Origin of the sequence: Acinetobacter sp. YH12041 (assembly GCF_013419975.1) — a bacterium.
Classification (GTDB): Bacteria; Pseudomonadota; Gammaproteobacteria; order Pseudomonadales; family Moraxellaceae; genus Acinetobacter.
This window is the reverse complement of sequence record NZ_VOZC01000014.1, coordinates 49,407-69,375: the sequence shown is the minus strand read 5'-3', so window position 1 is coordinate 69,375 and position 19,969 is coordinate 49,407. Positions and strand designations below refer to the sequence as shown.

General features: G+C 44.3%; 16 protein-coding genes. 6 read left to right on the top strand and 10 right to left on the bottom strand.

Annotated elements, in window-relative coordinates; genetic code table 11:
- Positions 1 to 12 precede the first annotated feature (12 nt).
- The 7 genes from nuoH to ndhC form a co-directional block, all read right to left on the bottom strand.
- Positions 13 to 1,023, bottom strand: a complete 1,011-nt coding sequence (nuoH, locus tag FTU00_RS11470; protein ID WP_004785081.1) for an NADH-quinone oxidoreductase subunit NuoH — start codon at positions 1,021 to 1,023, stop codon at positions 13 to 15.
- Positions 1,024 to 1,026: 3 nt separating this feature from the next.
- Positions 1,027 to 3,705 (bottom strand): NADH-quinone oxidoreductase subunit NuoG, encoded by a 2,679-nt coding sequence (nuoG, locus tag FTU00_RS11465; RefSeq protein ID WP_180179732.1) that lies wholly within the window; start codon positions 3,703 to 3,705, stop codon positions 1,027 to 1,029.
- Between the two features lie 11 nt (positions 3,706 to 3,716).
- Positions 3,717 to 5,048 carry an NADH-quinone oxidoreductase subunit NuoF gene (nuoF, locus tag FTU00_RS11460; RefSeq protein WP_004785084.1) on the bottom strand — a complete coding sequence of 444 codons (1,332 nt, stop codon included), beginning with the start codon at positions 5,046 to 5,048 and terminating at the stop codon, positions 3,717 to 3,719.
- Positions 5,045 to 5,554, bottom strand: a complete 510-nt coding sequence (nuoE, locus tag FTU00_RS11455; protein ID WP_180179731.1) for an NADH-quinone oxidoreductase subunit NuoE — start codon at positions 5,552 to 5,554, stop codon at positions 5,045 to 5,047. The genes nuoF and nuoE overlap by 4 nt, the downstream gene beginning before the upstream one ends.
- A gap of 14 nt (positions 5,555 to 5,568) precedes the next feature.
- Positions 5,569 to 7,356 carry an NADH-quinone oxidoreductase subunit C/D gene (nuoC, locus tag FTU00_RS11450; RefSeq protein WP_034702039.1) on the bottom strand — a complete coding sequence of 596 codons (1,788 nt, stop codon included), beginning with the start codon at positions 7,354 to 7,356 and terminating at the stop codon, positions 5,569 to 5,571.
- Positions 7,357 to 7,446: 90 nt separating this feature from the next.
- Positions 7,447 to 8,127, bottom strand: a complete 681-nt coding sequence (locus FTU00_RS11445; protein ID WP_004785090.1) for an NADH-quinone oxidoreductase subunit B family protein — start codon at positions 8,125 to 8,127, stop codon at positions 7,447 to 7,449.
- A 6-nt stretch (positions 8,128 to 8,133) separates the two neighbouring features.
- A complete protein-coding gene (gene ndhC, locus FTU00_RS11440; RefSeq protein ID WP_004785092.1) occupies positions 8,134 to 8,679 on the bottom strand; it encodes an NADH-quinone oxidoreductase subunit A in 546 nt (181 codons plus the stop codon).
- Between the two features lie 573 nt (positions 8,680 to 9,252).
- On the opposite strand from ndhC, the gene FTU00_RS11435 reads away from it, so the two are divergent.
- Positions 9,253 to 9,609, top strand: coding sequence for a hypothetical protein (locus FTU00_RS11435; RefSeq protein ID WP_004785094.1), 357 nt, complete (start codon positions 9,253 to 9,255; stop codon positions 9,607 to 9,609).
- 61 nt (positions 9,610 to 9,670) lie between these two features.
- Here the strand turns inward: FTU00_RS11435 and bfmS are convergent, their stop codons facing one another.
- A complete protein-coding gene (gene bfmS / locus FTU00_RS11430; RefSeq protein ID WP_180179730.1) occupies positions 9,671 to 11,347 on the bottom strand; it encodes a sensor histidine kinase BfmS in 1,677 nt (558 codons plus the stop codon).
- Between the two features lie 41 nt (positions 11,348 to 11,388).
- The gene (gene bfmR, locus FTU00_RS11425) at positions 11,389 to 12,105 is read right to left on the bottom strand and encodes a response regulator transcription factor BfmR (protein WP_004785097.1); all 717 of its coding nucleotides are present in this window, start codon (positions 12,103 to 12,105) and stop codon (positions 11,389 to 11,391) included.
- A gap of 569 nt (positions 12,106 to 12,674) precedes the next feature.
- Here bfmR and FTU00_RS11420 point away from each other — a divergent pair.
- The 3 genes from FTU00_RS11420 to FTU00_RS11415 all read left to right on the top strand — a co-directional run bounded on the left by FTU00_RS11420 (position 12,675) and on the right by FTU00_RS11415 (position 17,599).
- Positions 12,675 to 15,512 carry a ribonucleoside-diphosphate reductase subunit alpha gene (locus FTU00_RS11420; protein WP_180179729.1) on the top strand — a complete coding sequence of 946 codons (2,838 nt, stop codon included), beginning with the start codon at positions 12,675 to 12,677 and terminating at the stop codon, positions 15,510 to 15,512.
- 533 nt (positions 15,513 to 16,045) lie between these two features.
- Complete coding sequence (locus tag FTU00_RS15615) at positions 16,046 to 16,177, top strand: hypothetical protein (RefSeq protein WP_005237071.1); 132 nt, start codon at positions 16,046 to 16,048, stop codon at positions 16,175 to 16,177.
- A 138-nt stretch (positions 16,178 to 16,315) separates the two neighbouring features.
- Positions 16,316 to 17,599: a ribonucleotide-diphosphate reductase subunit beta gene (locus FTU00_RS11415; protein ID WP_004785102.1), complete on the top strand. Its 1,284-nt coding sequence runs from the start codon at positions 16,316 to 16,318 to the stop codon at positions 17,597 to 17,599.
- Between the two features lie 81 nt (positions 17,600 to 17,680).
- Here the strand turns inward: FTU00_RS11415 and FTU00_RS11410 are convergent, their stop codons facing one another.
- The gene (locus FTU00_RS11410; protein WP_180179728.1) at positions 17,681 to 18,271 is read right to left on the bottom strand and encodes a DUF4142 domain-containing protein; all 591 of its coding nucleotides are present in this window, start codon (positions 18,269 to 18,271) and stop codon (positions 17,681 to 17,683) included.
- 525 nt (positions 18,272 to 18,796) lie between these two features.
- Between FTU00_RS11410 and FTU00_RS11405 the strand changes: the two genes are divergently transcribed.
- Together FTU00_RS11405 and FTU00_RS11400 are read left to right on the top strand one after the other, a co-directional pair.
- The gene (locus FTU00_RS11405; RefSeq protein ID WP_180179727.1) at positions 18,797 to 19,405 is read left to right on the top strand and encodes a DUF805 domain-containing protein; all 609 of its coding nucleotides are present in this window, start codon (positions 18,797 to 18,799) and stop codon (positions 19,403 to 19,405) included.
- 82 nt (positions 19,406 to 19,487) lie between these two features.
- Positions 19,488 to 19,943, top strand: a complete 456-nt coding sequence (locus FTU00_RS11400) for a hypothetical protein (RefSeq protein WP_034706330.1) — start codon at positions 19,488 to 19,490, stop codon at positions 19,941 to 19,943.
- The last annotated feature ends 26 nt before the right edge of the window (positions 19,944 to 19,969 follow it).

The window sequence follows — 19,969 nt, the reverse complement described above, 5'->3', positions numbered from 1 at the left end:
CTCCCTGCTGTCTTAGGCCTGATTCAACAGAATCACAGCACCAGTCACCAAAAGGTTAACCAACGCCAATGGCAAGCAAATTTTCCAACCAAAGTTCATCACCTGGTCATAACGTGGACGCATTAAAGAACCACGCGCCAATACAAACATCATTACGAAGAACGCTGTTTTAATAATGAACCAGAATGCTGGTGGAAGGAAATCAAGACCAAATGGTGCTAACCAGCCACCGAAGAACAGGGTTACGATCAATGCAGAGATCAGTACTACGTTGACGTATTCCGCAACGAAGAACATACCCCATTTCATACCGCCATATTCTACGTGGTAACCTTCCGCCAATTCTTGTTCCGCCTCTGGTTGGTCAAATGGGTGACGGTGCGTTACCGCAACACCTGCAACCACGAAGATCAGGAAGCCTAAGAACTGAGGAATAATAAACCAGACATCTTTTTGTGCTTCTACGATTTCACGCATGTTGAATGAACCGGCAATTGCCACCACACCCATCAGGGAAATACCCAGGAACACTTCATAAGAAATAGTTTGCGCTGCTGAACGTAGACCACCAAGCAATGCGTATTTGTTGTTAGAAGACCAACCACCAAACAGTACTGCATATACCGCAATACCTGCCATTGCCATGAAGAACAACAGACCGATGCTCATGTCTGCAACACCTAGATAAGGTGATACAGGAATAACCATGAACGACAGCACCGCAGTTGCCATTGCAACTGCTGGAGCCATACGGAAAGTCAATTTATCAGCAAATTTTGGTGTCCAGTCTTCCTTGAACATGATTTTCAGCATGTCGGCAACAATCTGGAACATACCGCCCGGACCTACACGGTTCGGACCGTAACGGTCTTGCCACAAGCCGAGTAAACGACGTTCAATAAAAGACATCAACGCAGCGATCAGTACTACAACCAGTAAGATCACGATCGCTTGAAGTACTGAATAGGCGATTGGCCAGTTTTCAGCCCACAGCGGCGTTTGACGGATTAATTCTTGTTCCATGAATTACGCTCCTACCGCGACTGAAACAGGCTCTGCAAGAGATACCGTTGGTGCAAGACCAATTGGGTAGCCAATATAACCTGTTGGTAAGTATTCAATCACTTGTACAGGAAGAACGATTGAAGTCTCGCCTGCTTTCACAGTGATCTTCTGACCGTCTTGCAGGTTCAAGCGTGTAGCATCCTGTTCGCCCACTGCAAATACTGCGTCAGGAATACGTGATTCCATTGCCGGAGTTTTAATGGTGAACTCGCCAGATGCAAAGATGTGATGCATTGGTACCAGACGGAAGCTTTCAGCATTTACAAGCACAGGGGCTGGTGCAACAAAGCTACGCACTGGACGTTTTGGTAAACGGTCGAATAAACGAACGCCTGAATCACCGCCTTTTAAATGACCGCCCACTTCATCCTGGTATTTGTTCCAAGCTTGTGGTGAGTTCCAGCCTGCAGACCAAGCAAATGGTATCAGTGAAGATGGAGTCTCATCACCGACATAACCTTCCATAGAGAATGTTAATGCAGTGTCTTTATCAGTAGGCTGTTTCGGCTCATGTACAGACAATGGCGCACGCATCGAAGTACGACCTGAGTAACGACGTGGTTCACGTGCCACTTTCAGACCATGGACACGGAAGCCTGCATCTGGTGCTACATCCAGAATACCTTCAAGTGCAGGAACGTTGCTTGCTACTGACTCGATGACATCATCCAGTACTGTCCAAGAAATCGCTTTGCCTTGTACGCCTGTTTCCAGTGCGTGTAACCAGCGCCAAGATTCTTTGATTGCCAGTTCCGGGTTGTAGTAGTTAGGGTCATACACTTGATAGAAACGTTGTGCACGGCCTTCTTGAGAAACGACAGTACCATCACCTTCAGCAAATGAGGCAGCAGACAATACGATGTTCGCTTTCTTCACAGTCGCAGTTTCAGAGTGATCCAATACGATCACCTGTTTGCCTGCAAGCGCAGCATCAACCTGAGCCGCTGGTAAACGACGGTAAAGATCGTTTTCTACAATTAGGACAGTGTCATAGTCTTGTGCAAATGCTTGCTCAAGGCTTTGGCCACCGAAGATTGCCAGCCCCATTGAGTTCACTTCAGGAACAGTCAAGGTCAAGCCCGCATTACCCAGGTTTTGTGCTACTTGTGCAGCAGCTTCCATGATGGTTGCGTCTTGTAGACTTGTACCAGAGATGATCAGTGGTTTCTTGGCAGCTTTCAGCGTATCTGCAATGGTTTGTGCAAATGCTTTCGCATCGTCATCAAGACCAGTGATGACTTCACCTTTCACACCCGCAGCAATCGCGAAGCCTAAACGTGCGATGTCATTTGGAGAAGCAACCACTTCACCTTCCGCAACGTCAGACAAACGTGTTTGTGTTGCAGCCAGAATGTAAATCGGAGATTTCGCATCTTGGGCAATACGTTGTACAGGTTCAGCCAGCCATTCTTGGGTACGGCGCTCTGCAGCCATTTCCTTGCCTTTATTTTTCGCAGCTTGGCGAACAGATAAAGCCATACGTGGCGCAGTTTGAGTCAGATCTTCACCCAGAATGAGTACCGCATCATAGCTTTCGATTTCACGCATGTTCGGGTTATAAACACCTTCGGTTTGCATGATCGATGCAGCCAGCTCAACCAAATTTTGCTCTTTTTGAGCCATACCGGTTGAGTAATTGTCTTGACCAACTAACTCACGTAGTGCGAAGTTAGCTTCAAGCGATGCACGTGGTGAACCGATCCCCAGTACTTTTTTGCCTTGGATTTTCGCAATTACGGTATCCAATGCTGTATCAACAGAAACAGTTTCTACATTCGTGCCAGTACGGAACTGTGGCTGACGCGGACGGTCTTTACGGTTTACATAACCGGTACCGAAACGGCCTTTATCGCACAGGAAATATTGGTTAACTTCACCGTTGAAACGGTTTTCAACGCGACGAAGCTCACCATAACGCTCACCTGGAGAGATGTTACAACCTGAAGAACAGCCATGACATACGCTTGGTGCGTACTGCATGTCCCATTTACGGTTATAGCGTTCTGAGTGAGTCTTATCGGTGAATACACCAGTCGGACATACTTCAGTCAGGTTACCTGAGAATTCAGATTCCAAAGTACCTGATTCCGGACGACCGAAATAAACGCGAGAAGCGTTTGCATATACGCCGAAATCCGTACCGCCCGCATAGTCTTTGTAATAACGAACACAACGGTAACATGCGATACAACGGTTCATCTCGTGCGCAATGAACGAACCAAGTTCTTGGTTGTAATGCGTACGCTTGGTGAACCGGTAACGACGACGGTCATGTTGTGTCATCACGGTCATATCTTGCAGGTGACAGTGGCCACCCTCTTCACAGACTGGACAGTCGTGCGGGTGATTGGTCATCAAGAATTCAACAACAGAAGCACGGAAATCTTTTGCTTCTTTGTCTTCAATCGAGATGTAGGTATTGTCAGCAGCCGGTGTCATACATGACATGACCAAACGACCACGCGTATCTTCTGGATTCGCGTATTGAGTCACAGCACATTGACGGCAAGAACCGACAGAACCTAAGGATGGATGCCAACAAAAGTATGGGATGTCGATGCCAAGACTCAAACATGCTTGCAGCAAGTTTTCCGAGCCGTTGACTTCATACGATTTTCCATCGACATGAATTGTAGCCATAGTCGAATTCCTTAAGCTTGTTCTACGTTGCGGGTTTGAGCGGCAGCATTTACGACTTTCGCTTCAAATTCGCCACGGAAATGTTTGAGTGCGCCCATTAACGGTTCCATAGCACCTGGTGCGTGAGCACAGAAAGTTTTACCAATCCAAAGCTTACGAGTCAGTTCTTGTAAGTGATCGATATCTTCTTTCTTGCCAGTACCATCTTCAAGTGCTTTAAGCGCTTTCACCGCCCAAGGTAAGCCATCACGGCAAGGTGTACACCAGCCACATGATTCACGCGCAAAGAATTCTTCGAGGTTACGGGTTGCTGAAACCATACATTGAGTTTCATCAACCACCATCAATAGACAGGTACCTAAACGTGAACCTGCTTTCATGATGCTTTCCGCATCCATCGGAAGATCGATATGCTCAGCAGCCAGGAAGTCAGTTGATGCTCCACCTGGTAACCATGCTTTCAGCTTCAGGCCGTCACGCATACCACCGGCATGTTCTTCAATCACTTCACGTGCAGTGGTACCGAATGGCAGTTCCCATAGACCTGGGAATTTCACCTTACCTGAAGCACCATAAATTTTTGTGCCAGGATCTTTCGATTTACCTGCAGACAGACCGATGTACCATTCTGGACCACGCAACATGATGGCTGGCAAGTTGTTGTAGGTCTCTACGTTGTTCACGATCGTAGGACGACCCCAAGCACCTGCAACCTGCGGGAATGGCGGTTTGGTACGCGGGTTTGCACGGCGACCTTCAAGCGAGTTAATCAATGCAGTTTCTTCACCACAGATATAACGACCCGCACCGGTATGCACGTGTAACTCGAAGCTCCAGCCAGAATCCAGGATGTTGTCACCCAGGTAACCTTTGGCACGAACCTGCTCAAGTGCTTCGTTCAGGTACTTCGCCGCTTCGATGTATTCACCACGGATGAAGATATAACCTTGAGTTGCTTCAAGGGTATAAGCTGCAATCAGCATACCTTCGATCAGCTGATGCGGAAGATCTTCCATCAACAGACGGTCTTTGAAGGTACCTGGTTCCATCTCATCGGCATTACAAATCAGGTAACGTGGACCTGAATTGTCATTTGGCGCCATCAGCGACCATTTGATCCCTGCCGGGAAGCCTGCACCACCACGACCTTTTACGGTTGCAGCCTTTACAACTTCCAGCACTTCTTTCGGTGTCATAGACAGAGCTTTTTTAAAGCCTGCATAGCCTTCAAGCGCTTCATAGTCATCGACATGACGGACATTTGCTTGTTTGCTTAGACGCCAAGTCAGTGGATGCGTTTCCGGGTTACCGTCGCCATAAATTGGTTTTGGTTCGGTATTCATACATACTTCTCCAATAACTGTTTAATTGATGTTACTTCCACGAGACCGTGAGTATCTTCATCAATCATGAGGGTTGGACCTTTATCACAGTTACCTAGGCAGCAAATTGGAAGCAAGGTAAAACGGCCATCCGCTGTGGTTTGGCCGAACTGGATACCCAATTCACGCTGGAATGCTTCTGCTAAAGTCTCCGCACCCATCAAGAAACATGTAATTGAGTCACACAGTAAAATTACGTGACGACCCACTGGCTGACGGTAAATACGGTTATAGAACGTTGCAACCCCTTCCAAATCGGCAAGGCTCATGCTGAGCATTTGCGCGATGGCATTCATTTGAGCATCGTCTACCCAGCCATTACGGCGTTGTACACACTTCAGCGCATCAAGACACGCTGCACGTGGGTAAGGGTAATGCCCAATGTGATGTTCAATTTCGTGGATTTCTTCCGAAGTTAAAATCCCTTCAACATTCACACGTGGCTTTTTATCAGTCAAAATCATCATAATGCGTTTACCCCTTAGCGATCCACGTCAGCCATTACGACGTCGATTGTCGCTAAATAAATGATTAAGTCAGATACAAGACTGCCGTTAATCACAGAAGGCATTTGCTGTAAATGCGTGAAAGTTGGTGTACGAATACGGGTACGGTAACTCATGGTTGACTTGTCTGAAGTCAGATAATAAGTCGACGCACCTTTCACCACTTCTGCCATCACAGATGATTCACCTGCAGGCATTACAGGACCCCAAGAAACGCTCAAGAAGTGCGTAATCAAGGTTTCAATATCTTGTAATGTTTTGTCTTTTGGTGGTGGAACAGCCAGCGGATGGTCCGCTTTGTACGCACCAGATGGCATATTCTCTAGACACTGCTTAATGATTTTCAGTGACTGTTCGATTTCACGGAAGTGAACAATCACACGAGCATATGCATCGCCTTCGTACTCAACCGGTACTTCGAAGTCGTAATTTTCATAACCGCTATATGGACGGTATTTACGTACGTCAAAGTCGATACCTGTAGCACGCAGACCAGTACCTGTTACGCCCCATGCCAATGCAGATTTCGCATCGTACTGAGCCACATTACGGGTACGACCCACAAATACAGAGTTTTTCAGTGCTGCAGTGTAGTATTCATTCAAACGCTTAGGCATCCAGTCGAGTAAGTCTCGAACCAGTTTTTCCCAACCATTTGGCAAGTCATGTGCAGTACCACCGATACGGAACCATGCTGGATGCATACGGTAACCAGTAATCGCTTCCACGATGTCATACACTTTCTGACGGTCAGCGAACATATAGAATACTGGGGTCATACCGCCGGCATCCTGAATCGCAGTACCGATGTACAGCAAGTGGTTATTGATACGGAACAATTCCGACATCATGACACGGATACATTGTGCGCGGTCTGGCACAGTAATGCCTGCCAATTGTTCCACACCCATCACATACGGCATGTTTTGAGCACAACCACCCAAATAGTCCACACGGTCAGTATACGGAATGAATGAATGCCAAGTTTGACGTTCAGCCATCTTTTCCACACCACGGTGGTGATAGCCGATATCTGGCACACAGTCTTTCACTTCTTCACCATCCAACTGCAAAATTACACGGAACGCACCGTGAGCAGACGGGTGGTTAGGACCCAAGTTCAGGAACATGAAATCTTCATCTGCATTACCGCGCTTCAGACCCCAGTCTTCTGGCACGAAACGTAGATGTTCCTGTTCAAAGTCCTGCTTGGCTTTGTCTTGAATATACGGAGTATATTCAGTCGCACGTGCAGAATATTCTTTACGTAGCGGATGACCTTCCCAGTAGGTTGGCAACAAGATACGACGGAGCATTGGATGCCCTTCGAAATTGATGCCGAACATGTCATAAGCTTCACGCTCATACCAGTTCGCATTTGGCCAGATATTCGTTGCGGTCGGAATATTCAGATCGCTGTCGCTTAATGCAACTTTAATACGAATGTCACAGTTACGCTCTAAAGATAATAAATGATAGAACACTGTGAATTCTGACGCAGGCAAACCGTCACGGTGCGTACGTAAACGCTCATCTACTGCAGACAAGTCGAATAGCATCACGTATGGACGTGGCACGGTACGCAAGAACATCAATACTTCTTGTACACGTGCGCGCTCAACCCAAACTGTCGGGAAATCCTCGAAAGTTGTTTGCACAAAGAAGTTCTCACCAAACTTGGTTTTGAGCTCTTCAATGATGGCAAATGCTGGGCGTGAATCAACTGCTGTTGATTCTGGCATAGCAATGTCAGTTTCAGCCATTGGCTTGGCTTCCTATTTAATACAAATTCAGTCAACCTAAACGACAACTACACCCATAGCGGGTGCACAACAAAAAACCGGTCGTTTAAATTATTTAATTTCATCCATAGAGCGTAAGTTCTTCACAGCCACACGCTGGTCTTTCTTACGGTCACGTTCCGGCATCATCTTTGGCTTATACACTGGCTTAAGATCATCACCGATTACCGCAGACAGCGGACGACGCTCTAATTGAATTTGGTCTTGTAACAGCATTAATGCCTGGATCAATGCTTCAGGACGTGGTGGGCAGCCCGGAACGTATACATCTACCGGAATAATCTTATCCACACCTTGTACGACTGAATAAATATCGTACATACCACCTGAGTTCGCACACGCACCCATTGAAATCACCCATTTCGGTTCAAGCATCTGTTCATACAGACGTTGAATTACCGGAGCCATTTTCACGAAGCATGTACCTGCTACAATCATCAAGTCTGCCTGACGCGGTGAAGCACGGATAACTTCGGCACCAAAACGTGACAAGTCATGTACACCGGTCAAAGTCGTTGCATATTCAACGTAGCAGCAAGATGTACCAAAGTTAAATGGCCAAACTGAGTTCTTACGACCCCAGTTCACTGCTGTGTGCATTACATCCTCTAGGCGAGTCATGAACACATTTTTATTCACTTCTTCTTCTAGAAGCGGATCTTCTACAACGATACGCTCTTGAAGTGGATATTCATCAGCATTCGGATTCGCACGGGTTAATGTATATTTCATCCCGAGTTACTCCTTATCAGAGGGTTGAACTTGTGATTTTTTCACAAGACCAGATGATTGAGCTGGGATTTGACCAGTTGGATCCATAACCAATTCTTCAACAGAGTTGAAGCGCGTAATTTCTGCAAGATCCATATTTGGCGAACCAATTTTAGCTTTGTATCCTGCTGCTTTACGTCTGTCTGAAGGTGCCCAGTTCAGTGCGCCTGTCGATAATTCGTAAACCAAACCAACAAGTAAAACCAAAATAAAGATAGCTGCAGTTGCAAAACCAATCCAACCTACTTCACGAACAGAAGATGCCCATGCATACAGGTAAAGTGCTTCGAGGTCGAAGACTACAAAGAAAATTGCAACTAAATAGAATTTCGCAGACAAGCGGATACGAGCTCCACCTGCGCTGACTACGCCTGACTCAAACTGCTCCTGCTTGGCACGGCCCCATGATTTACCCCCGAGGAGTAATGGGACAGTGAGCATAAAGACGCATAAAAATGTAACGCCGATCACGAAGGCAATAATTGCCCATTCGTATGGAGTAATGGCACTCATGCGGGGATAACTCCTGGCAGGCCGATTTATTAACAAAGAATGTATGTATTGGCCTTCAAATACACCAAACACAAAATTAATCCCGCCAATTGTACCTGATTTTGGATTTCACTTGCTAGTTTATAAGCCTTAGTCTTTTGGATGATTTTTTAGACATTCCTAATTTTATTCTGGCTTTAAGCTCATAGAATCTCAACCGATCGTTTTTTTAAATTAAAGTTTAAATTTCCATTATTTTTTTCTAAACCCAGATAGACTTTTAAAGCTATGCTTAATTAAGCCTCACTCCTTTTACAGTGGCTGGCTACCCACCCAATGAAACGAAACTTATAAAGAATCAATTAAAAACATTTCACCTTTGCATCATGCTCCGGAAAATAAGTGTGTTTTTAAAAGATGTTTAACATGAATGTTGTCATTCAATTAGAAGCCCCCTTTTCTACCCGCTCTCGGTAAGCCTTAAAAGAGCAATTGTGTATTTTTGCAACACGTCCAACAGTTTGATTCAGATTATGATATTTCTATTTTTAAACACACTATCACATTTATAAAGTAACAATAAGGAGTCCATGCATGTCTCTACGATTTACCCATAAACCTGATTATTTTTTCTTTGCTCAATTATTGATGCGACATGTAGAAAGCTATATCCAAAAACATCAGGATGCCAGCAATGCAATCTTTGACTTAGGGGATATTCATAAACTTTTCCAGACAGACTATGCCTCTTCCAGCATTAACCTGGACGGTATTATGAATATTGCCGATGAGTACAAGCTTGAAACCTTATCTGGTGACCAGAAGCTAATCCAAAGCTATCAGGTAGATGTTAAAAATAACAAGCTACTGATCAACTTCAATTCTGATGCCTTAAACAGCCTGAAAGAAGGCAAGCCACTGATTGAACCGGATGCTACCATCCATGAATAATCCCCTTTAAATAGCCATAAAAAAACGATACCTATGTATCGTTTTTTTCTCACCTAAACTCTTATTCTGACTGATCTGACACTTCAGCTTTTTCCAGCTTTTCGATCGGTTTTTGCTTGATTTTTTTACCGTAACGGCTGGCTGGCCAAATCATGATAAAGCGTGCACCACCCAGTGTCGGACTTTGATCAACCTGAATCTCTCCACCAAACCAGTAAGCAATCCGGCTGACAATAGACAAGCCCAAACCATAACCCCCTGAAGCACGGGTACGACTATCATCCAGTCGGGCAAAAGCTTCAAAGATACGAGCACGATCACCTTCCGGAATCCCCGGACCATCATCTTCCACACAGATATACGCCATGCCTTTAGCGTCTAATCCACCACTGATCAGGATTTTCTGCTCACAGTAGCGTACTGCATTACCCACTAGATTTTGCACCACACGATGCAGGTAACGTCGTTCAGCTTCTACGGTTACAGGTACTGACATTGGCAGCACTTCAACTTCTTTGCCAGTTTTTAGAGCATCTGTTTCGACGGCCACCTGCTCCAACACTTCAAACAGATCAATATCTTCAAATTCAATTGAAGGCATGCCCTGTTCCAGTTTGGCATAGGTCATGATTTCATCGATCAAGGTATTTAAGGCTTCAATATCCTTATCGATCTGCTCAACCTGCTGCAAGCGATAATCATAGTCGTCTTCATCTGCCATCATTTCCACAGCAAAACGGATACGGGCAACCGGTGTACGCAGCTCATGCGATACGGCACGCATCAATTCACGCTGCGCTTCGATCAGGCGCTGAATATGATCCGACATATTGTTATAGCTGGAAGCCAGCGTCGCCATCTCATCACTGCCCTCTACCGGAAGACGCAATGACATGTTCCCGGTTTTCATCTTGTTCAGGGCATAGCTAACTTCACGCAGTTTACGCTGCATTGGCACCAACAGACCATAAATTCCCAGACTTAAGACAAACAGGCTCAATAAGGTAATTCCGGCAGCTAACTGAAATGGCATCCAGTTAAATAACGGCACTGGCCCCATGACCAGCACTTCAGACGTCGAGCTAGGTATAGGAGAAATGATCGAAATCGTAGTACCACGAATTGAGGCACTATCACGATATAGAATAATGCTGTGATCTAAACGCAAACGTCCGATCTGCTCGGAATCTAATGGCAGGCTTTGGACATTTTCGATCGAGATTGGATAAGAGAAATAATCCTGAATTCGCTTCAGGTATTCTTTTTCCTGACCTGGGTAGTACACCAGATAGTCCAGAATAAAGACCGGTAAAGCCTTCATCTGACGTTCAGTAATATTATCCGCCTTAATATAAAGATAATGACTTGGATCATCGCGTAGCCCGATGACAATATAAGCTACCCCGGTTTTGGCATCCCAACGCACGACTGCCTTACGGTCAGCCAGACGTCGACCTTCCGCTCGGGTAATATCCACTTTACTGGCTTCGACATAGTAGATCGGCAATTCCAACAGATCAGACGCATCTGAAACCCAATCCATCTTTTGCTGCAGATTAGGCTGTCTCGCAACCCCCTCACTGATGATATATGCCATACCATCAGTCAGGGATTCACGATACTCCTGCGCACGCTGGTAATTGATGATCTGTACCAGCAGATAGCTGAATACTGCCACCAGGACCACAAGCATGACCAGGCCTGCGTATATCCGCAAAAATATACTGTGTTTAAACACCTATTAATTATCCTGTTTATTCAGGCGGCTAAAGGCACCGATTAGATACCGTTAGTTTCTTTGACGAATAGATAACCTTTACTACGTACTGTTTTAATACGTTTTGGATTTTCAGGATCGTCACCAATTTTTGGACGAATGCGCGAGATACGCACATCAATTGAACGGTCTTGGCCGTCATATTCAATGCCGCGTAGACGCTCAAAGATATCTTCACGTGACAGGATGCGACCCGCATTTGAAGCCAGCAGCCACAACAGGTCATATTCTGCACTAGTAAAATCAACCAGCTCACCATTTAAGGTCACTGAACGACCACCATTGTCGATCACCAGGTCATCAAATTCGATGCGCTGAGCCACTTCATCCTCAGGCACTTTGTCAGTACGGCGTAATAAAGCACGAATACGAGCCAGCAGGACACGTGGCTGAACCGGTTTAGCGACATAGTCGTCTGCACCCATTTCCAGACCTAGCACCTGATCCATATCTTCAGTACGCGCAGTCAGCATTAAAATCGGTTGATGATAATGTGGACGAACTTCACGACAGATGGTCAAACCATCAGCACCTGGCAACATGACATCTAGAACTACCATGTCTGGTTGCTCGGCAATAATACGACGAATAGCACGGTTGCCATCCGGCTCTACCCCAACCTCAAGACCATTACGGATGAGGTATTCTTGTGTTAAACGAGCAAGACGCTCATCATCTTCAACAATTAGAATTTTAGGTAACTTTTCTTCTTGGCTCATGTGTTGCCCCTTTATTTGATGGACGTATGCTACGGACGTATCCTTTTGAAATCCAATAGATACGTTTTTAATATGCTTGCAATATACACACGTTTACATTGTAAACAAGATAGCGTTCACCAAACCAATACATCAAAGTAGCATTTTGTAATATTTTATCGTGCACATTTCACTCGAATGTGCATTTAACTACCGTTTGTCGGCTTATTTGCATTGATCAAAGCTGAATCTGGACAAAATGTGACTAGTTGATTCAGGCCTTTTTAGTTATCCACAATGTTATCTATAAGCACTTTTTGCCAGCTTTGATATGCTATGCCTTGCCGGATAAGGCTTATGCAAGAATCAATAAAAATTGGGATCTTTTTGCAAAAGATTAAGATAAAACTTCAGAAAAATATTTAGCAAAATGTCAATATTGATCTACCCTAAATTTTCCCGTATCTTGTGTTCAATTAATTTTATAACCACTAGGTCTTGTGTTTATTCCTCGAACACTGTGGCACGATTTTTGCCCAGTTCAAACGGTCCATAAACATAAAAATAGATGACAATGGAGCTATGTTAACATGAGCGTAATCACGTCCACTCCGGGTCAACTTCAGGTGATTAAACGCACCGGTGATGTTGCCGCTTTTGATGCAGAAAAAATTTCTGTTGCAATTGGAAAAGCATTTTTGGCAGTAGAAGGCCAGCAAAGTGCAGATTCGAGCCGTATACACGACCGTATCGAACAATTAACGGAAATGGTTCTGAATACATTCAAACGCCGTTTACCATCGGGTGGCACGATCCATATCGAAGAAATTCAGGATCAGGTTGAACTTGCGCTGATGCGTACTGGCGAACAGAAAGTTGCACGTGCCTATGTCATCTACCGTGAACAACGTTCTGAAGCGCGCAAACAGTTAGGTGCCAACCATCACCCCACACTGCAAGTCACTGATGCAGAAGGTAAGTTAAAGCCGCTTGACTTAAGCGAATTGACTGCGACTGTGACTCGTGCTGCTGAAGGCCTTGAAGGGATCGACGTACAGGCGATTGTCGATGAGACCGTAAAAAACCTTTATAACGGTGTAAAAGAGTCTGATATCTCTACAACCATGATGATGGCAACTCGTACCCGTATTGAGCAAGAACCTAACTATACTTATGTGACTGCACGTCTGTTGCGTGATGACCTGGTGGCTACCGGTTTAGAGTTCTTGGGTCTATCCACTGATACTAATGAAGGTGATGCACTTGAAACTTTCCTGAAAAAAGGGATTGAGTTAGAGCTTCTTTCACCTGAATTGTTAAACTTTGACCTGGCTAAGCTGGCTGCAGCGATTCAACCAGAACGTTCAAACCAGTTCACTTACCTAGGTCTGCAAACCCTATTTGACCGTTACTTTATCCACTCAGATGGCGTGCGTTTCGAATTGCCGCAATTGTTCTTCATGCGTGTGTCTATGGGTCTTGCCCTGAACGAAGATAACCGTGAAGACCGTGCAATCGAGTTCTATAACTTATTGTCTAGCTTCGACTACATGGCGTCTACGCCTACCCTGTTCAACTCAGGTACGCTACGTCCACAGTTATCTAGCTGCTACTTAACTACAATTGATGATGATCTGTTTGACATCTATGGCGCGATGCGTGATAACGCAATGCTGTCTAAATGGGCAGGCGGTTTAGGTAATGACTGGACTCCAGTTCGTGCCCTGAACTCTTACATTAAAGGTACAAACGGTAAGTCTCAAGGTGTGGTGCCATTCCTTAAAGTTGCCAACGATACTGCTGTTGCAGTAAATCAGGGTGGTAAACGTAAAGGTGCGGTATGTGCATACCTGGAAACCTGGCATCTGGATATCGAAGAATTCCTTGAGCTGCGTAAGAATACGGGTGATGACCGTCGTCGTACTCACGACATGAACACTGCGAACTGGGTTCCTGACCTGTTCATGCAACGTGTATTCGAAGATGCTGAATGGACACTGTTCACACCTTCTGAAACGCCTGATCTTCATGATCTGACTGGTGCAGAATTCGCTGAGCGTTATGCTTACTACGAAAGCATTGCCAAAGAAACAAATATGTTGCACAAGAAAATCCGTGCAAAAGATTTGTGGCGCAAAATGCTGTCTATGCTGTTCGAAACAGGTCACCCATGGATCACGTTCAAAGACGTATGTAACCTGCGTTCACCACAACAGCACGTAGGCGTGGTTCACTCTTCTAACCTGTGTACAGAAATCACCCTGAACACCAGCAAAGAAGAAATCGCAGTATGTAACTTAGGTTCGATCAACCTGGTACAACACGTTCAAGGCGGCAAGCTGGATCGTGAAAAACTGGCTCGTACAGTAAAAACTGCGGTTCGTATGCTCGATAACGTGATCGACATCAACTACTACGCAGTTCCACAAGCACGTAACTCGAACCTGAAACACCGTCCAGTCGGTATGGGTATCATGGGCTTCCAGGATGCGCTTTACGAAATGGGTATGGCTTACGGTTCTGACGCTGCGGTTGAGTTTGCTGATGAATCAATGGAAGTGATTTCTTACTACGCAATTTCAACTTCAAGTGACCTTGCTGTTGAACGCGGTACGTATGAAACATTCAAAGGCTCATTGTGGGATCAAGGTATTCTGCCAATCGACTCACTTGACCTGGTTGCGAAAACTCGTCCAGAACGCATGTTTGAAGTAGACCGCACACAACGTCTGGACTGGGACACTTTACGTGCCAAAGTTCAAAAAGACGGTATGCGTAATTCGAATGTGATGGCGATTGCTCCGACTGCAACTATTTCGAACATTTGTGGCGTGTCTCAGTCAATCGAGCCTACATTCCAGAACCTGTATGTGAAATCTAACCTGTCTGGTGAATTCACAGTGATCAACCCGTACCTGGTACGTGCGTTGAAAGAACGTGGTCTTTGGGATGCAGTGATGGTCAATGACCTGAAACATTTCGAAGGTTCTGTTCAGAAGATTTCTCGTATTCCTGAAGAATTAAAAGCGATCTTTGCGACTGCGTTTGAAGTTGAGCCACGCTGGATTGTAGATGCGGCTTCTCGTCGTCAAAAATGGATTGACCAAGCACAATCTCTAAACCTGTACATCGCGGGTGCAAACGGTAAAAAACTGGACATCACTTACAAGATGGCCTGGTTACGTGGCCTTAAAACGACTTATTACCTTCGTGCATTGGGTGCGACTTCTGCTGAGAAATCAACCATTAACACTGGCGCATTGAATGCAGTTAAACCTGCAACTGTTGCGGCTCCTGCTGTAGCAGCAGCTCCGGTGGTTGAAGCGCAAAAACCTGAAGCTCCTGCAGAGGAAGAAGGTTTTGCGCAAGCAGCGCCAGTGCCACAAGCATGTTCAATTGATAATCCTGATTGTGAGGCTTGTCAGTAATCTGACGGGTTTCTAATCCACCCCGACCCTCCTTTTTCAAAGGAGGGAGATTTCTCGAAGCAAATGGTGGGATGCAAGTCCCCCTTTGCAAAAGGGGGATTTAGGGGGATTCCAAACTAACTGAGAAAAATCAAAGGAGGTGCGGATATAAAGAAAAATTTTAGGCAATAAAAATGGCCTGCCAAAACTGACAGACCATTGGTTTGAAAACCCAAGCTTTCAGAGGAAATACTTCCCTGAATCGCTAGAGTATTCTAGATGTTAAATTTTCGACGACTTAACGCAGAATACTTTAGCAAAGTTTAGGTAAAGAGTCATCCTCTGAAAGCGTCTTTTACAAAAAGGAGATGCTGATGAGAGTTATGTGCTCGTTGGATAAGCCTGTCAGTGTGTGCAACTACACTCGCATCCGATTTAATCGGTTAGAGTATGTTCGCTCACATTGTCGGAGTTATCCGAATCAAGCTCAACTAAGCTTGTGGTAAAAAGATGGGAGGCTGAAAAGCCTCTCGACTTAAATTAAAGGAAAACCTATGCCCCATATGACTCACAACTACATGTTAGGACTTGTGGCATTGATCCTTTCCTTTGCCGTTACCTTTTACGCACCGATTGCTTATTTCTGGTTTAAAGTTCGCCAGCAACAGCGTAAACAAAATAAGTAGTGGGGATTTATCTCTGAACAAATTCAGAGCATTCATCGACAAAACTTAATTTTGTTTACACAAATTGAGCGTATAGTAAGACATCTCAGCACTGCTGGATGTCTAATAAAAGATATAAAGCAACTAGAGAGAATTGATATGTCTATCCTAAGTTGGGACGATTTCGAAGATGATTCGCAAAAACCGGCTGCACCTGAACAGCAGCCTACGCCCGTCGAGCCGAAAAAAACGGCTAATCCGCAGATGGTATCTGATGCAAGCAACACATCGTCGAATGTGGCAGCTGCACAACCCGCTGCAGCCCCTCGAAGCGCAGGATCAAATTCAACCGATTCACTGGCAAGAGCATCTGCTTCCCTAGACCAACTGGACGTTGCGCCTGGTCTTGAAGAACTTGAGATGGGCGCACAGCGTGTACAGGTTGATGATAAACGTATGATCAACTGCCGTGCTGACTTGAACCAGTTAGTGCCATTCAAATACGAATGGGCTTGGCAGAAATATCTGGATGGTTGTGCGAACCACTGGATGCCTCAAGAAATCAACATGAACCACGACATCGCGTTGTGGAAGTCTGAAAATGGCTTGACCGAAGATGAACGTACCATCGTGATGCGTTCACTGGGCTTCTTCTCTACAGCAGATTCACTGGTTGCAAACAACCTGGTATTGGCGATCTACCGTCACATCACCAACCCTGAATGCCGTCAGTACATCCTGCGTCAGTCATTTGAAGAAGCGATTCATACGCATGCTTACCAGTACTGTATTGAATCTTTAGGTATGGATGAAGGCGAAGTCTTCAATATGTACCGCGAAGTTCCATCAGTTGCGCGTAAAGCGGCTTGGGGCCTGAAATATACTCAATCTTTAAGTGATCCTACTTTCAAAACCGGTACACCAGAAAACGACCAGATCCTGCTTCGCAACCTGATCGCATTCTACTGTGTCCTTGAAGGTATCTTCTTCTACTGCGGTTTCACCCAAATTCTGTCTATGGGCCGTCGTAACAAGATGAATGGTGTTGCTGAGCAATTCCAGTACATCCTGCGTGATGAGTCTATGCACCTGAACTTCGGTATCGACATGATCAACCAGATCAAGATCGAGAACCCGCATCTGTGGACTGCTGAATTCCAGCAAGAAGTGATTCAGATGATTCTTGAAGGTACCATGCTTGAAATCGAATATGCTCGTGACACGATGCCACGCGGTGTATTGGGCATGAATGCCGGCATGATGGAAGAATACCTGAAATTTATCTGTAACCGTCGCTTGAGCCAGTTAGGCTTGCCTGAACAGTTTACTGGTGTGAACAACCCATTCCAGTGGATGTCAGAAATGATGGATCTACGTAAAGAGAAGAACTTCTTCGAAACTCGCGTAACAGACTACCAAACTGGTGGTGCGTTAAGCTGGTAAGAAATATCACATAATATATAAAGTATTATGATCAAAAAAAACCGCCAAAATGGCGGTTTTTTTATTGGATGAATGCTTAACTTATTTCATCTTTTCAACGATTTGTTCAGCTTTTTTCAGATGTGTCGCTACCGCAGTACGGGTTTGCGTCAACATGCTTTTTAATTCCGCATTCTTCGCATTTGGAATCAATTGCGTGTCCAAAGTGTTCAGGGCTTTACGATGTACTTCAACCTGGCTCATCATATAGTCTTTATCAGCTGCAGATGGCTTGCTCAGGTCAGTGACAATCTTGTCACTATCACTTTGCAATGCAGTACTGAGGCTGCTTGCTTGTGGAGTTAATTTTAAACGGTCTGCCAGAGCCTGGCCTTTTTTCTCGTTCGCTGTATGTTCGCTAATCATCATTTGCGCATACTTACGTGCGTCATCTGTTTTAAGCTTAGGCAAGGCTGTTTTTGCCTGTTTGATTTCACCGTTATTGACCGTACTTACAACCTTAATCACTTGGCTCTCAGTTAAATTCATTCGGCTGTCATTTGATGCTTTAGAATTTGCTTGAGCAGCAGTTGAAGATTGCTGATTCATTGCCATCGTTTGACCAGCAGTGAATAGCAATACACCACTCATCGCAACGCAGTTAATCATCTTCTTCATTGGAATAGCTTTCATCATGACACCCTTTAATGTTTTATTAATTAAAATTGCCTTTATAAAATAGGTGAATTCACTTAAAAACAGTGTAATGTTTAAGTTGTTTTATGAGATCAATATATAAGCATTTATTAACTTAAGCAAAGTCTGTTGGGGATTAGTTTCTTATTCAAACTCTACGTAAAAATTCGCAATATATTTATATTGAATAAAATACTAAAATTAATTAAGTTATTGATTTAAATTATATTTTATAAATTTCAGTATATTTTTAACCTTATTAAACTTATCTTAGTTTTGCTCCATTAAATCATTCCTTATTATTCAACAAATTAAGAAAATCTAAATTTAACTAAATTATTCGTTATCGGCTAAATCAACTTCTTATTAATCAGAACTTCTAGCTTTAGATAGTGAAAATTTATTACCTAAATATTTTTATAAAAGCTTGATCTCAAAATAAATTTCCTATGCTACTATCGGCCATATATGAATAATATTTATACAAATCCATAATAGCCAGAAGATAAATAGAGAGGGCTTATGAAAGGTTCCATCCTGGATTTTTCTATTCAAGATAATACGGGTTTTATCACAGGGGATGATAACAACCGCTACAGTTTTAGCGGTGCAGACTGGCGTGGACAACGCCCTCCTTCACGCGGTGACCGGGTTGATTTTATTGTTAACTCAACCGGTCAGGCAGCAGATATTTATCTGGCTTTGGGAAACTCGATTCATCTGGGAGAAAGCATTAGCAATCAGATTAATAAATATTCCAATCTGGATCAGGCTGAAGAGAATTACAGCAGTATCGATTGGTTCGTAAAATGTCTAACCAATTATGCAAACTTTTCAGGTCGTGCACGCCGTAAAGAATTTTGGTTCTTTATGCTGTTTTGCGTAATTTTAAGCATTATTAGTGAAGTCATTGATGCAGTTTTAGGCACCAAACCTTTGGTGAATGGCCTGCTAAATTTAGCGCTTCTGCTCCCAAGTCTGGCTGTAGGGGCACGTCGCTTGCATGACATTGGACGCTCTGGATGGTGGCAATTGCTTGTACTGACAGGGATAGGAGCCATTTTACTCATTATCTGGTGGGCAAGTGATACCAAAAAAGAAAATAATGAATATGGTGCTCCTGCCAAGTAATGGAACATTACATATCCCGTCTTGATACGGGATATGTTTATAGATTATTTAATTTAATATCAAAGCAATACGTAGGCAATTCATGCTGCAAGATCAGTTATCCAAACTTCCCAATGCAATATGGGTGCAAATTTATAAAGATAAAATGCAACTGATGGACAATGAGGGCACGATTGTGCAAACAATGGTCCCTCCCGTTCCCTATGCGCATGAACGCAGCATCATTGCCGACTTTAATGCTGCCTCAGACACCCTAAAACAGCTGGTATCTACTTCAATTGTTCAAAAACTTTGGGGCTCTACAACGCTGCTGCAAGTTATGGATATGCCTGAAGAGGGTCTGACAGCTCTTGAACAGCGTGCCCTGCTAGAATTAGGTTATGAAAATAGTGCACAAAAGGTGATTCTGTATGATCCCGCAGGTCAGGAAATTACGAAAGCGAGCTTAAGCACCACTTATCCTAAAACCAATCTAAAAATCTTTCTGGTTATCTTAATTGTCGTCATTGCTGCTTCTATCTGGTTTTTAACACTTTAAATGCCCATGTAAAATTAAAAAATCCC

What these genes read in the sequence shown, in the direction of transcription:
- nuoH (WP_004785081.1), bottom strand. Translation starts at nt 1,023, where the DNA reads ATGGAACAAGAATTAATCCGTCAAACGCCGCTGTGGGCTGAAAACTGG.
- nuoG (WP_180179732.1), bottom strand. Translation starts at nt 3,705, where the DNA reads ATGGCTACAATTCATGTCGATGGAAAATCGTATGAAGTCAACGGCTCG.
- nuoF (WP_004785084.1), bottom strand. Translation starts at nt 5,048, where the DNA reads ATGAATACCGAACCAAAACCAATTTATGGCGACGGTAACCCGGAAACG.
- nuoE (WP_180179731.1), bottom strand. Translation starts at nt 5,554, where the DNA reads ATGATGATTTTGACTGATAAAAAGCCACGTGTGAATGTTGAAGGGATT.
- nuoC (WP_034702039.1), bottom strand. Translation starts at nt 7,356, where the DNA reads ATGGCTGAAACTGACATTGCTATGCCAGAATCAACAGCAGTTGATTCA.
- FTU00_RS11445 (WP_004785090.1), bottom strand. Translation starts at nt 8,127, where the DNA reads ATGAAATATACATTAACCCGTGCGAATCCGAATGCTGATGAATATCCA.
- ndhC (WP_004785092.1), bottom strand. Translation starts at nt 8,679, where the DNA reads ATGAGTGCCATTACTCCATACGAATGGGCAATTATTGCCTTCGTGATC.
- FTU00_RS11435 (WP_004785094.1), top strand. Translation starts at nt 9,253, where the DNA reads ATGTCTCTACGATTTACCCATAAACCTGATTATTTTTTCTTTGCTCAA.
- bfmR (WP_004785097.1), bottom strand. Translation starts at nt 12,105, where the DNA reads ATGAGCCAAGAAGAAAAGTTACCTAAAATTCTAATTGTTGAAGATGAT.
- FTU00_RS11420 (WP_180179729.1), top strand. Translation starts at nt 12,675, where the DNA reads ATGAGCGTAATCACGTCCACTCCGGGTCAACTTCAGGTGATTAAACGC.
- FTU00_RS15615 (WP_005237071.1), top strand. Translation starts at nt 16,046, where the DNA reads ATGCCCCATATGACTCACAACTACATGTTAGGACTTGTGGCATTGATC.
- FTU00_RS11415 (WP_004785102.1), top strand. Translation starts at nt 16,316, where the DNA reads ATGTCTATCCTAAGTTGGGACGATTTCGAAGATGATTCGCAAAAACCG.
- FTU00_RS11410 (WP_180179728.1), bottom strand. Translation starts at nt 18,271, where the DNA reads ATGAAAGCTATTCCAATGAAGAAGATGATTAACTGCGTTGCGATGAGT.
- FTU00_RS11405 (WP_180179727.1), top strand. Translation starts at nt 18,797, where the DNA reads ATGAAAGGTTCCATCCTGGATTTTTCTATTCAAGATAATACGGGTTTT.
- FTU00_RS11400 (WP_034706330.1), top strand. Translation starts at nt 19,488, where the DNA reads ATGCTGCAAGATCAGTTATCCAAACTTCCCAATGCAATATGGGTGCAA.